Consider the following 13,084-nt stretch of genomic DNA (forward strand, 5'->3'; position numbering starts at 1 on the left):
GGGCGGTTCGCGCCCGGGACCTGATGCGGGTTCGTTCACGGGCGCGTGTGCGGGTGGGGGTGATCACGCGGTCGGACCTCCGGTCATGTGACGGCTCCACTGGTGATTCCGGACACGATCTTGCGCCGGCCGACGAGGAACTCGGCGACCGTCGTCAGGCTCATCACCACGACGTACGCGAAGACGAGTTGTCCGTGCTCCCGTCCCCGGCGGCCGTGGGGTCGCCGCCCGCGGTGGCGGCGGGACCGGCGGCGCGGAGGAGGGCCAGGACAGGCAGTGCTCTTCTGTGCATGAACGTGCCTTTCGAGAAGGAGTGGTTCAGGGCAGAGAGAGGAAGCACGGCGGCGGAGGCGGTCCGGCGCGGGCGCCGGGACCGGTCAGACGCGGGCGGGCGGCGGCCCCGAGCTCTCCCGGATCACCAGCTCCGGTACGGAGACCCGGTGCGGGGCGATCGGGGCGGACTGCTCCAGGACGCCGTGCAGCAGGGCGAACGCGGCCCGGCCGAGGCCGGTGAAGTCCAGGCGCGCGGTCGTCAGGGACGGGGTGAGATACGCGGAGTGCGGGGCGTCGTCGAAGCCGGCCACGCTGACGTCGCCGGGAACGGACCGGCCGTTCTCGTGCAGGGCGCGGAGCACGCCGAGCGCCAGGTCGTCGTTGCCGCACAGGATCGCCGTGACCGACGGGTCCTCCGCCAGCCTCCGGCCGGCCCGATGACCGCCCGCCGGGCCCCAGTTGCCCTGCACCGGGCGGGGTTCGGGCGCGCCCGCCTCCCGGAGCGCCTGCCGCCAGCCGGTGGTGCGGGCGCTGGTGCGGCAGGTGCTGGACGGGATGGCGACGTAGTGCACGGTCTCGTGGCCGAGGGAGAGCAGATGGCGGGTCACCGCGTGGGCGGCCTCGCGGTCGTCGGTCCACACCCAGGGGCGGTCGCCGCCGGGCGGGGTGGCCGGGGTCTCGACGACACCGACGACGGGCAGCTCGGCGGGCACGGCGGCCAGGGCGCCGACACCGGCCGGATCGTAGGCGATCACGATGAGTCCGCCGCCCGCGTCCGCCGCCCGCCGCACCTCGGCGGCGACGGCCGCCTCCTGCGCCGACTCCAGGACACCGATCCCGACCGCGTACGACGCCGCGCGGGCCGCCTCCTCGACGCCCTGGAGGATCGACGCGTAGCCGTAGTGGGTGGTGTTCGCGGTCAGCACGGTCACCGCGCGACTGCGGCCGCTGGCCAGGGCCAGAGCGGTCGCGTTGCGGCGGAAGCCCAGCTCGTCGATGGCCGCCAGCACCCGCTCCCGCGTGGACGGTTTGACGCTGGGGTGACCGTTGATCACCCGCGAGACGGTCTGGTACGAGACGCCGGCGGCGGTCGCGACGTCCCGGATGCTCGCGGGCCGCCTTGTGTGACCGGTCACAACCATGCCAGGATTGTGACCGGTCACACTGGGGGCGTCAAGAGAACGTGAAGCGGGATTCCCGCGAGGGACCGCCGGGAGGGCAGCGATTTGACCAGTGCGGCGGATCGGACGGCGGACGGCTCCACCACCTCGTGCCCGACGTTCAGTTGGGGGCATCCGGCGCTGCGCGCTGAGTTCGCCGCGGCGGCCGACGGCACCCCGCGTCTGGTCCGGCTGGGCCCCGCCGGGACCGCCGTCGAGCCCGGGGTCGCCCTGCCCCTCGTCGAGTTGACGGCGGTCGGGCACGGGAGCGGCTGGTCCGGGCCCCGGTTCACCGGCACGGCTCTCGGCTCGCGGCTCGCGTACCGCGGGCACCGTGACGCCGGCTCCTCCGACTGGGCGCGGCTGACCGTCGAACTCCACGACCCGGTGACGGCTTTGACCGCCTTCGTCGAGCTGGCCTCCCCGATCGGGCTGCCGGTGCTCCGCTCCCGGGTGCGGCTGCGCAACGACGGCACGGACCCCCTCGTCGTCCAGTCCGTCAGCAGCCTCCTCCTCGGCGGGCTGCCCTCCGCCGACGTCCTCGACGTGCACCGGGCCCGCAACGACTGGCTCGCCGAATGCCGTTGGTACGCCGAGCCGCTGCGCGAAACCGTCGCCGACATCGGCGTCGACGCCCACCAGCACGACAGCCGGGCCGCGCTCACCCTCACGGGGCGCGGCAGCTGGCCCACCGACGGCCATCTGCCGATGGGGGCGCTGACGGAGCGGGGCGGTGGCCGGGCCTGGGTGTGGCAGGTGGAGTCACCGGCCGGCTGGCGCTGGGACCTGGGCGAACGCGCGCACGGCACGTACCTCGCGGTGAACGGCCCGACGGACGCCGAGCACCAGTGGCGGGTGCGGCTGGCGCCGGGCGAGGAGTTCACCACGGTGTGGGCGGCGGTCGCGACGGGTTCGGCGCGGGCGGGGGTGTCCCGCCCGGGGGACGGGTCGGCGCTCGACGAGGCGTTCGGGGTCATGACCGCGTACCGGCGGGCCGTGCGGCGGCCGCATCCGGACCATGGCGCGCTGCCCGTCGTCTTCAACGACTACATGAACACGCTCATGGGCGACCCGACCACCGAGAAGCTGCTGCCGTTGATCGACGCGGCGGCTCGCGCGGGCGCGGAGTACTTCTGCGTCGACTCCGGCTGGTACGACGACACTGTGGACGGCGGCTGGTGGGACGGCGTCGGCGCGTGGCAGCCGTCGACGCGCCGCTTCCCCGACGGCGGCATCGAGGCCGTGCTGGACCGGATCCGGGAGCGCGGCATGGTGCCGGGACTGTGGCTGGAGCCGGAGGTCGTCGGCGTGCACAGCCCGGTCGCCTCGGCGCTCCCCCCGGACGCCTTCTTCCAGCGGGACGGCGTAAGGATCGCCGAGCAGGGCCGCCATCAGCTCGACCTGCGCCATCCCGCCGCCCGCGCGCACGTCGACGGGACGGTCGACCGGATCGTCGGCGACTGGGGCGTGGGCTATCTGAAGCTGGACTACAACATCGTCGTCGACCCGGGCACGTGCGCCCCCGGCGACCTCTCCCCCGGCGCCGGGCTCCTCGGCCATGCCCACGCCTACCTGGAGTGGCTGTCCGACGTCCTGGAGCGCCACCCCGGGCTCGTCGTCGAGAACTGCGCCTCCGGGGGCATGCGCATGGACGGTGCCACCCTGGCCGTCGCCCAGCTCCAGTCCATCAGCGACCAGCAGGACCCGCTGCGCTTCCCCGCGATCGCCGCCGCCGCGCCGACGGCGGTCCCGCCGGAACAGGGCGCGGTGTGGGCCTACCCGCAGCCCGGGTTCGACGACGATCTGATCGCGTTCACCCTCGGCGGCGCGCTCCTCGGCCGCATCCACCTCTCCGGCCATCTGAACCGGATGTCGGAGCGGCAACTCGGCCTCGTCCGGGACGCCGTGGACACGTACAAGTCGATCCGCGGGGACCTGGCGCGGGCCGTGCCCTTCTGGCCGCTCGGTCTGCCGGGGTGGACGGACGCGTGGCTCGCGCTGGGCCTGCGGGTGCCGGACGGGGCGTCGTACGTGTCGGTGTGGCGGCGCGGCGGGGAGGCGGACGTGTCGCTGCCCGTCGGGCACCTGGCGGGCCGCGATGTGCGTCCGGAGATCCTGCACCCGTCCGCGGGGAGCGGTGGCTCGGCGGTCTGGGACCGGGACGGGCACGCGCTGCGGGTGTCGCTGCCCCGCACACCGACCACCGTGCTGATCCGCCTTCGCGCCGGGACCGGCTGAACGACCGCCGCCCGTCGGTCCCGCGCGAAGGCGGACGGGCCCGAGCCGGGGCCGTATGGGGGGCGGCACCGGGTCGGCACCGGCTCGGGCGGAGGGCTCAGCTGCTGCTGACGGTCAGGTTGTTGGTCTGGAAGTTCAGGCCGCCGGACGACGAGGTGATCTCGAAGCCGAACTGCACGTCACCGATGGTCTCGTTGCCCATCCAGCCCTTGGTGTCCTTGAGCCACCTCAGGACGGGCAGGATCTGGACCGAGCCGGAGGTGGAGTCCGCGGTCCGCAGGAAGGAGAAGACGTCCCAGTACGTGCCGTTGCTCCGGTACACCCGGCCCTTGTGGACGTTCCAGTTGTGGCCGCCGAGCGTGACGTTGCCCTGGTAGTCGCCGAGCGCGCCGACCGCGCCGTTGTAGTTGACCCAGAGCATGATCTCGTAGTCGTGGTCCGTGTCCCAGACGTCGTACGAGGTGTTGTACGCGCCCGAGGACGGGACCGTGACGTTGTAGTTGCTGTTGAGCGAACCGAGCGAGGTGATCGACTTGTTGATCACCTTCTTGGAGTTGGGGTACGACTTGATGCCGCCGGTGTTGGGGTGGTTGGCCCAGACACCCCAGTTGGTGCCGGAGTTGGCCCAGATGCACTGGCTGCCGGCGCCGCCGCCCCAGATGTTGTTGTAGAGCGTGTAGCCGCCCAGGCTGGTGTTGCCCCACTGGTCACAGCTGTTCCAGACGGCGGCGGAGGCGGGGGCGGCGGCGAGACCGACGGTGGCGCCGAGCGCGAGCGTGGGGGCGAGCAGGGCCTTGCCGATGCGGGTGCGTACTGCCATGGCTTTCCTTCCATGGGTGGGGGGAACTGCGGGAGGATCACCACGCCCCTGTGGGGAGGACGTGGCCTTCTCCGGCGAGTGGTCGGAGCGGTTCCGCGCCGGAGAGGGTCTCGGGGTCGGTCATGGCTTGAGCACCGCGGCCCCGTACCGTCCGAGGGACAGCGGGCCGGTGACCGTCGTGCCCGTCAGGAGGTCGCGGTGGGTGCCCGGCACCTCGAAGGTGACCTCGTCGCGGCCGTGGTTGAGCAGGAAGAGGACGTCTCCCCTGCGCACCGCCTCGACCCCGTCGGGCAGCCCGTCGAGCACCGGCCGCACCCCGGCGCCGTCGGCGATCCGGGTCAGCAGCGCGCGCAGCCCGGCGGGTTCGGGCAGCGTGGAGACGTACCAGGCGCGTCCCTTGCGCAGCACCGACGGAAGGCCGTCGAGTTCACCGCCCCGGTAGGGGATCACCTCGTCCGCGTCGGCCGCCTCCAGTTCCTCGGACCACAGCGTGCCCCGGAAGCCGTCGCAGCGGACGTCCTCCCCGGCGTCCAGCGGCCACCACTCGTGCAGGGTGCGGATGCCGAGGAGATCGCGGAGCCGGGCGTCCATGCCGCCGGGTCGGACCCGGTCGTCCTCGTCGGCGACTCCGGTCAGGAAGCCGCAGACGAGGGTGCCGCCGCCGCGGACGTGGGCGAGGAGGTTCTCGACGGCGGTGTCGGTGAGGAGGTAGAGCTGGGGGACGACGACGAGCCGGTATGCCGACAGGTCGTGCTCGGGGTGGGCGAAGTCGGTGGTGAGATGGGCCTCCCAGAGGGCGCGGTGCCAGTCCCGGACGACCTGGGGGAGGTCCATCTCGGACGACAGGCGGCCGTCCTGCGCGCCGGCCCACCAGGAGTTCCAGTCGAACAGCACGGCGACGTCGGCGGTGAGGGGCCGGCCGGACACCTCGGCGCCGATCGCGGCGAGGTCGGCGCCGAGCCGCTTGACCTCCTGGAAGGTGCGGCCCTGCTCGCCCGCGTGGCTGACCATCCCGGAGTGGAACTTCTCGGCGCCCTGCCGGGACTGCCGCCACTGGAAGTAGCAGACGGCGTCGGCGCCGCGGGCGACGGCCTGGAGGGACCAGAGGCGGTTCAGGCCCCGGGGCTTGGGGTGGTTCACCCCGCGCCAGTTGACGGGCCCGGCGGCCTGTTCCATGACCACCCAGGGGTCGCCGCCCGCCTGCGAGCGGGTCATGTCCTGGACGAGCGCGCCGTGCTGGGCGCCCAGCGGGTCACGCGGGTCCGGGTACAGATCGACTGAGACGACGTCCTCCTCCTCGGCCCAGCGCCAGGCGTCCTGGCCCACCCACAGCGGCATGAAGTTGGTGGTGACCGGGATGTGTGGGGTGTGCCGGCGGACGATGTCCCGCTCCATGACGTAGCACTCCAGGAGCATGTCGCTCGTGAAGCGCTTGAAGTCCAGCACCTGGGTGGGGTTCCTCATGTAGTGGGCGCGGCGGGGCGGGAGGATCTCGTGCCAGCCGTCGTAGCCCTGGCTCCAGAAGGACGTCCCCCAGGCCTCGTTGAGCGCGTCGAGCGTGCCGTACTTCCGGCGCAGCCAGTCGCGGAAGGTGGTCGCGGCCTCGTCGCCCCAGTCGTAGGTGCAGTACTCGTTGTTGATGTGCCACAGGGTGAGCGCGGGGTGGGAGCCGTAGCGGGCGGCGAGGTCCTCGGTGATGGCGGCGGCGTAGCGGCGGTAGACGGTGCTGGAGTGGGAGAAGTGCTGGCGGGAGCCCCACCACTCGACCTGCCCGTTCTCGTCGCGCGGGAGGGTGTCGGGGTGGAGGCGGCCCATCCACGGCGGCGGGGAGGAGGTAGGGGTGGCGAGGACGACCCCGACGCCGTGCTCGTGCAGCAGGTCCATCAGGGTGTCCAGCCAGCCGAACTCCCTTGCTCCGGGCCGGGGTTCGAGCTTCGCCCAGGAGAAGACGCCGAGGGTGACGGAGTTGACGCCCGCCTCCTTCATGAGGCGGACGTCCTCGTACCAGACCTCCTCGGGCCACTGCTCGGGGTTGTAGTCACCGCCGAAGAGAAGCCGGCCGCGGGTGGCGTCGGCGAGGGTGGGCCCGGTGTGCCGCCGCCGGGTCATCGGACCGGGTCCCCGTACTGGATGCCGCGGCCGTTCGTCCCCACGTACACGCGGCCGTACAGCCGCGGGTCGCCGGCGATGGCCTCGCCGGTCCAGCCCCACTGGTGGGCGTCGTCGTTGACGCGGGTCCAGGTCCGCGCGCCGTCGTCGGAGCGGAGGACGGCGGTGAGGCTGTCGACGGCCCCGATCTGGTAGATCGCCGGGTAGGCGGCGCCGGGCGCGGCCTTGCCGAAGCCGAGGACGTGCGAGGCGCGCAGGCCGGCGACCTTCGTGAAGGAGGTACCGCCGTCGGTGGACCGGTACAGGCCGTTCGTCTTGGTGCTCAGCCACAGGTCGCCGGTGCGTCCCGGGGTCGCGGCCAGCTTGTACTGGCTGTCCCCCGAGGGCAGGCCCGTCGCGCCCGCCGTGAAGGAGCGGCCGCCGTCGGTGCTGGCGTAGAGCGTGCCGGTGTCGGTGTCGTACGCGTAGAAGCGCGTCGCGTCCGCCGGGTCGGCGACCGGGGTGGCTCCCTTCGGGAAGGAGGGGACCTCGGTCCAGGTCACCCCCTTGTCGGTGGAGCGGTGGGCCGTGTACTTCGTGCCGTCCCAGTGGACGAAGGACCACAGCAGCACACTGCCGTCGGTGTTGACGGCGATCGGTCCCGGTGCGTCCTTGGCGATGGCGGGCTGGCTCCCGAAGGGCGCCCAGGTCCGCCCGCCGTCGTTCGAGAAGGCGCCGTTTCCGTGGTCGCCCCAGCCGGCGCGGACCACGTACGACGGCTTCGCCGCGGCCTGCGCGAGGCCGGTCGCCGATCCGAACACGGGGTTCGTCGCCATTCCGCGCCTCGGGGACGCCGTGAGCCGCTCGTGGTACATCGTGCCGATGTCCCCGAGTCCGCTGATCAGGTGCGCCTCTCCGACCGGGGGCGAGAGCAGCTGGCGCACGGCTGTCTCCTCGAGGCCGCGGATCTGCGGGGCCCAGTGCGTGAGGTCGCGGGTGCCGTAGAGGGTCGCACCGGTGCCGTACACGACATGCTTCGAGTCGTACGGGTCGAGCGCGAGGGCCTGGATCCACCAGCCGAACTTCGGCTTCTCACCGCCCCACTTGAGATAGGGGGTCTCGGACACGTCGAAGACCGCGGAGTCCTTGAGGGAGGTCCAGGTGCGGCCGCCGTTCGTGGAGCGGAACACCGTGTCGATGTCCGCCCAGCGGTTGTTGGTGGAGACGACGACGGTGCCGGGGCGGCGGGCGTCGACGGCGACCCCGCCGTAGCCGAAGGTGTCGGCGGAGCCGTCGGCCGCCGTACCGCCCGGCTTCACCGGGGTGACGTCGGTCCACTTGCCGCTGGTGGTGCGCAGCTTGTGCACGCTGCCGTCGGACTGGCCGTTGGGGCCCGGTCCGTTGGCGTACGTCACGTACAGCTCACGTGAGTGCCGGTCGTACGCGGCGCGGATCGGGACCTTGGCGGAGACGCCGGCCGGCTGCCCGGGGACCGCCTCCCAGGTGGTGCCGTCGGTCGTGCGGTACAGGTTGGCGGTGGCGGAGGTGCCGTCGCCGTCGCCCCAGCCGGCGTAGAGGGCGCGGCCTGCGGCGACGAGCAGGGTGACGCCCTGCCCGGTGGCGGTGGGCGTGGCCGGGAAGCCGGTGGCCCTCACCCAGGTGGTGCCCCGGTCCGTCGACCTGAGGAGGCCGTCGTGCCGGGTGCCGAGCCACAGGGTGTCGCTGTCCCGGGGGTCGACGAGCAGGCGCTCGCCCGTTCCCCGGCCGTCCTCGTTGCCGCCGAGCTTCACGGTGAGGTCGCTACGGGTCCAGGTGGCGCCGCGGTCGTCGGAGCGGAGGAGCGCGCCGTTGCCGGCCCAGGACTGGGTGTAGGTGCCGAGTGCGAGGTAGACGCGGTTCGGGTGGGCCGGGTCGACGGCGATCGACTCCACACCGAGGAGGTTCCAGTCGTCCCAGCCGAGGTGGTCGGTCAGCGGGATCCAGCGGGCCCTGCGGTCGTCCCAGCGGTAGGGGCCGCCGATGTCCGTGCGGGCGTAGGCGAGGCCGCGGACGGAGGGGTGGAAGAGGACGCCGGTGATGAAACCGGTGCCGCCGATCACGGCGGTGCGCCAGCGGTAGCCTCCGGCGGTCGGGCCGTTTCGGGCCTCGGTGGCGTGGGCCGGGGTGGTGAGTGCGGGGAGGGTGGTGAGGGCTGCTGCGGCTGTGGTCGCGGTGAGTACGGTGCGGCGGCTCGGGTGGGGCGTGCGCATGACATACCTCGGGGCGTCGGGAAGGGGCAGGGAGGGGGAGGGAGGGGGAGGGAGGGGGAGGGAGGGGGAGGGAGGGGTGCGTCGGGGGGTGCAAGGGGGCGTCGGGGGGCGTGTTTCGGCGCCTGAGAGCTCGGGGTGCCGGGGTGGGGTGGCGACTGCCGGTCGTGTGTGGCTGGTCGCGCGGTTCCCCGCGCCCCTGGAAGGGCTGCGCCCTTCGGCGGGGCGGGGCTCCGCTGACACAGGCGTCCGGCCGCTGGGCCCGCCGTGCTCGGCCGGGTGACAGGCACGGCCGAACACGGCGGGGGTCGGGCGGGCGGTGCGGGTCAGCCCTTGATCGCCCCGGTGAGCATGCCCTTCTTGAAGTGCTTCTGAACGAAGGGCGACAGGACGGCGACCGGGAGCAGGGCCATCACCATGACGGCCATCTGGATGGCGAGCGGGGAGAGTTGGCCCGTGTTGATCTGGGCCGCGAGGCCGACGGGGCGTTCCTGCTTCTGGACGAGCTGGATCATGACGTTCTGCAGCGGCATCATGTCCTGGTCCGTGAGGTAGATGGACGCGTTGAACCAGGCGCTCCAGTAGCCCACCGCGTAGAAGAGGGCGATGACCGCGAGGACCGCCCTCGACAGCGGCATCACGATCTTCCACAGGATGCGCCAGTCGCCGGCGCCGTCGATACGGGCGCTGTCGATGAGTTCCGGGGAGATGCCCATGAAGAACGACCGCAGGACGAGGATGTTGAAGACGCTCACCGCGCTGGGGAGGATCAGCGCGAGATAGGTGTCCGTGAGGCCGAGGGCCTGGACCAGGAGGTACGTCGGGATCAGGCCCGCGCCGAAGAACATGGTCGCGAGCAGGGTCATCAGGATCCAGCGGTGGCCGAGCGAGCCCGTGCGGGAGAGGCCGTAGGCGCACAGGACCGAGACGGTCATGCTGAACAGGGTGCCGACGACGGTGACGCCGACGCTGACCAGCGCGGCCCGCTGCACCTGGCCGCCGCCGAGGAGTTCCTGGTAGGCGACGAAGGTGATGCTTCTCGGGACGACGACCAGGCCGCCCGCCTCGTCGATGGTCTTCTTCGTCTGGAGGCTGGTGACGATGACGATCCACAGGGGGAAGAGGATCGCGAGGCAGGCGAAGCCCAGGGCGATGCCCTTGCCCGCGAGTCCCGCCTTGGCGGGTTCCTCCTCCCAGACCGGGCGGGGTGGGGCGGCCCAGCGGCCCGGCCTGTCGGCCGTCGCCCGCCGGTCGGCGGTCTCGGTCTTCTCACCCGATGTGTGGAGGAGCGCGCTCATTTCTTGTACACCCCCTGCTCGCCCATGAGATGGGCGACCTTGTTGGCGGTCAGGACCAGGGCGAGGCCGACCACGCCCTTGATGAGTCCGGCCGCGGCGGCGTAGCTGAAGTCCTGGTTGCGGATGCCGTTCCACCACACATAGGTGTCGAGGACGTCGGAGGCCTCGACGCCCACCGCCTGTCGTTGCAGGAGCAGTTGCTCGAAGCCGACGGTCAGGGCGTCGCCGACGCGCAGCACCAGCAGGAGGGCGATCACCGGGCGCAGGGCGGGCAGGGTGATGTGCCACATGCGCCGCCAGCGGCCGGCGCCGTCCATGGCGGCGGCCTCGTAGAGGTCGTGGGAGACGGAGGACAGCGCCGCGAGGAAGACGATGATGCCCCAGCCGGCGTCCTTCCAGATCATCTCGACCGTGACCAGGTACTTGAAGGTCTCCGGGTTGGTCATCAGGTCGAAACCGTCGACGCCGTGCTCGCGGAGGGTCTGCGCGATGACGCCCGCCCCGCCGAAGATCTGCATGAACACGGTGACGACGAGGACCCAGGAGAAGAAGTGCGGGAGGTACATGACCGCCTGGGCGACCGCCCGGACCCGGGGCCTGACGATGCTGTTGATGAGCAGCGCGAGCAGGATCGGGACGGGGAAGAACAGGACGAGCTGGAGGAAGAACAGTACGAACGTGTTCTGCACCGCGTGCCAGAAGTCCGAGTCCGCGAAGATCCGTTCGAACTGCTCGACGCCGACCCAGGGGCTCTGGAAGATGGCGACGAAGCCGTTCTCGCTGAGGTAGGGGTCGTAGTCCTGGAAGGCGACCACGTTGCCGAGGATCGGTATGTAGTTGAAGACCAGGATCAGCAGGACCGCGGGCAGCGTCATCAGGAGCAGGGCGCGGTCACGCTTGAATCTCAGGCGGAGGCTCAGCCTGCCCGCGCGCCGGCCGCCCTGGTGCGGGGGCCGGGTGGTGTCGTCGGACGCGGACGCCACCGGGGTCGTCTCCGAAGTCTTCGCCTCGGCCCTCGGCCGGGGCACCGTGCTGTGGGACACGGCCTTCTCCTCGTCTCGGCCCCGGGTCAGTTCGCCGAACCGGTGTCGTCGAGCAGCTTCTTGTACCAGTCGCGCAGGTCGTCGCCGCCCTTGCTCTTCCAGTCGGCCACCGCCTGCTGGACGTCACTGATCTTCTTGCGCCCGCGCACGGCGTCGTCCTCCAACTGTTCGAAGTTGTCGGCGAGGTTGGCCCATCGGTTGGGCTCGGTGACGGTCAGCCCGAAGAAGGAGGTCTTCTTGGTGAAGGCGCCCATGCGCTGCTGCCACTCGACGACGCCCTTGGCGATCTCGGGGAAGTCGGGGTAGGCGACGTACGGCGCGGGGTTGCCGGTGTAGTCGTAGGCGCCGTTGACCTCGTTGACGCCCGTGGTGGACTTGACCGGCAGGCCCTTCTTCATGTCGTAGTCCGTGCCCTCGACGCCGTAGGCGGTGAGCATGAACTCCTTGGTGCCGTAGGGCGCGGCGCAGAAGTTGCACAGGGCGAGGAAGTCCTTGATCTGCTGCTCGGACGCCTTCTTGCTGACGAAGGTGAAGATGTTGGCGGGCTGCCCCGCCCACAGGGTGGGGTCACCGCCGTCGGGGCCGAAGAAGTCGAACGCGGCCATGTCGAAGTCGCTCTTCTGCGTGGCCTGTTCGGACACCGAGCCCCACCAGGAGGAGATGTTGTCGTTGAAGACCAGGCACTGACCGGCGGTGAACCGGTTCCGGGCGTTGCCGCCCGCCTTGCCGGAGACGGCGTCCGGGTGGACCACGCGGGCCGCGTAGAGCTTGCGGGTCCACTCCAGGGCTTCGAGGTACTCCTCGGTCTCGACGCGGTTGACCAGTTTGCCGTCGACCATGTTCCACCACAGCGCCTTGTCGCTGCCGGGGAAGACGCCGTAGATGCTGAACGCCGACCACTTCATGTCGTCGCAGGCCCACACCTTCGACCGGGCGTCGGTGGCCTCCTTCGCCCAGGACAGGAACTCGTCGGGACTGCCCGGGACGGTGTAGCCCTTCTTCTCGAAGATGTCCCGGCGGTACATGGGCGCGACGTCCGAGACGTACGAGGCGGGCATCGGGATCGCGCGCAACTGACCGCCGAAGATGCCGCGCTGCCAGGCCTCGCTGGGCACGGCCGCGAGGTTCGGGTACGCCTTGACCTTGTCGCCGGAGAGATACGGACCCAGGTCGGCGAACTTGGCGTTGATGGCGCTGGGTATCTTGCCCATCAGGTTCCAGCCGGGCACGACGACCACGTCGGGGATGTCGCTGGAGGCGAGGACCGCGCCGAGCTTCTGGTCGTAGGTGACGCCGTCCTGGTTCTGCCAGGTCACCTCGACGCCCACGGCCTCGTTCATCGCCCTGTAGTACGGGTTGTCGCCCTTCGGCGGAGTCCCCCAGAACGGCGCCATGACCTTCAGCCGGCCGCCGCTGCCCAGCTTCTTCGGGACCGAGGTCTTCAGCTCGGCCGTGGGGATCGCCTTGGTGAAGCCGACCGCCGAGCCGTTCTTCGACGGGATGTCGGGAGTCACGACGTTCGACGCGACGAACGTCGGGAGGATCTTCTTGGCGTCCTTGCCCGTCGTCGTGCCCTCCTTGCGGCCTTCCTGCGAGCCGCCGCAGGCGGAGAGCAGGGGGACGCCTCCCGCCACGACGGCGGTGGCGACCGCCGTGGAGGCGAGGAAGCTTCTGCGGCTCGGAGCGGAGGGGGCGGCGGAGTTCGGCGTCATTGCGTCAACCCTTCATGGCGCACACCAGGACACCCGGCGGTGGCCGTCGGCTGCGGTGTCTTGAGTGGGACTGGCTGTGCTGAAGCGATGGAACCCATGACCGGCGGAGGGGATGGGGAGGCAAGCGAAGCGATCCCTCCGCAGTCGAAGCGCTTCGATGTTGCTGCGAGGTTAAGTGAACGACCGGGGGTGCACAAGGGTCGATT

General features: G+C 71.4%; 8 protein-coding genes and 1 pseudogene. 1 reads left to right on the plus strand and 8 read right to left on the minus strand.

Features of this window, described 5'->3' with window-relative positions; genetic code table 11:
- Positions 1 to 83: 83 nt before the first annotated feature.
- Together ACZ4Z3_RS30695 and ACZ4Z3_RS30700 are read right to left on the minus strand one after the other, a co-directional pair.
- Positions 84 to 188 (minus strand): annotated as a pseudogene (locus ACZ4Z3_RS30695) (carbohydrate ABC transporter permease); the annotation flags it as partial.
- A gap of 189 nt (positions 189 to 377) precedes the next feature.
- Positions 378 to 1,415 carry a LacI family DNA-binding transcriptional regulator gene (locus ACZ4Z3_RS30700; RefSeq protein ID WP_468504083.1) on the minus strand — a complete coding sequence of 346 codons (1,038 nt, stop codon included), beginning with the start codon at positions 1,413 to 1,415 and terminating at the stop codon, positions 378 to 380.
- Between the two features lie 84 nt (positions 1,416 to 1,499).
- On the opposite strand from ACZ4Z3_RS30700, the gene ACZ4Z3_RS30705 reads away from it, so the two are divergent.
- The gene (locus ACZ4Z3_RS30705) at positions 1,500 to 3,671 is read left to right on the plus strand and encodes a glycoside hydrolase family 36 protein (protein WP_468504084.1); all 2,172 of its coding nucleotides are present in this window, start codon (positions 1,500 to 1,502) and stop codon (positions 3,669 to 3,671) included.
- 97 nt (positions 3,672 to 3,768) lie between these two features.
- Here ACZ4Z3_RS30705 and ACZ4Z3_RS30710 read toward each other — a convergent pair whose 3' ends face one another.
- The 6 genes from ACZ4Z3_RS30710 to ACZ4Z3_RS30735 all read right to left on the minus strand — a co-directional run bounded on the left by ACZ4Z3_RS30710 (position 3,769) and on the right by ACZ4Z3_RS30735 (position 12,878).
- Positions 3,769 to 4,491 (minus strand): glycoside hydrolase family 12 protein, encoded by a 723-nt coding sequence (locus ACZ4Z3_RS30710; protein ID WP_468504085.1) that lies wholly within the window; start codon positions 4,489 to 4,491, stop codon positions 3,769 to 3,771.
- Between the two features lie 120 nt (positions 4,492 to 4,611).
- Positions 4,612 to 6,600 carry a beta-galactosidase gene (locus ACZ4Z3_RS30715; protein ID WP_468504086.1) on the minus strand — a complete coding sequence of 663 codons (1,989 nt, stop codon included), beginning with the start codon at positions 6,598 to 6,600 and terminating at the stop codon, positions 4,612 to 4,614.
- A complete protein-coding gene (locus ACZ4Z3_RS30720) occupies positions 6,597 to 8,828 on the minus strand; it encodes a 1,4-beta-glucanase (protein ID WP_468504087.1) in 2,232 nt (743 codons plus the stop codon). The genes ACZ4Z3_RS30715 and ACZ4Z3_RS30720 overlap by 4 nt, the downstream gene beginning before the upstream one ends.
- Before the next feature lie 323 nt (positions 8,829 to 9,151).
- On the minus strand, positions 9,152 to 10,123 hold the full coding sequence (locus ACZ4Z3_RS30725) for a carbohydrate ABC transporter permease (protein WP_468504088.1): 972 nt from the start codon (positions 10,121 to 10,123) through the stop codon (positions 9,152 to 9,154).
- Positions 10,120 to 11,166, minus strand: coding sequence for an ABC transporter permease (locus tag ACZ4Z3_RS30730; protein WP_468504089.1), 1,047 nt, complete (start codon positions 11,164 to 11,166; stop codon positions 10,120 to 10,122). Before ACZ4Z3_RS30730 ends, ACZ4Z3_RS30725 begins: the two co-directional genes overlap by 4 nt.
- Positions 11,167 to 11,192: 26 nt before the next feature.
- A complete protein-coding gene (locus tag ACZ4Z3_RS30735; RefSeq protein WP_468504090.1) occupies positions 11,193 to 12,878 on the minus strand; it encodes an extracellular solute-binding protein in 1,686 nt (561 codons plus the stop codon).
- Between the last annotated feature and the right edge of the window lie 206 nt (positions 12,879 to 13,084).

The organism is Streptomyces sp. NPDC030296 (assembly GCF_055572815.1).

What these genes read in the sequence shown, in the direction of transcription:
- ACZ4Z3_RS30700 (WP_468504083.1), bottom strand. Translation starts at nt 1,415, where the DNA reads ATGGTTGTGACCGGTCACACAAGGCGGCCCGCGAGCATCCGGGACGTC.
- ACZ4Z3_RS30710 (WP_468504085.1), bottom strand. Translation starts at nt 4,491, where the DNA reads ATGGCAGTACGCACCCGCATCGGCAAGGCCCTGCTCGCCCCCACGCTC.
- ACZ4Z3_RS30715 (WP_468504086.1), bottom strand. Translation starts at nt 6,600, where the DNA reads ATGACCCGGCGGCGGCACACCGGGCCCACCCTCGCCGACGCCACCCGC.
- ACZ4Z3_RS30720 (WP_468504087.1), bottom strand. Translation starts at nt 8,828, where the DNA reads ATGCGCACGCCCCACCCGAGCCGCCGCACCGTACTCACCGCGACCACA.
- ACZ4Z3_RS30725 (WP_468504088.1), bottom strand. Translation starts at nt 10,123, where the DNA reads ATGAGCGCGCTCCTCCACACATCGGGTGAGAAGACCGAGACCGCCGAC.
- ACZ4Z3_RS30735 (WP_468504090.1), bottom strand. Translation starts at nt 12,878, where the DNA reads ATGACGCCGAACTCCGCCGCCCCCTCCGCTCCGAGCCGCAGAAGCTTC.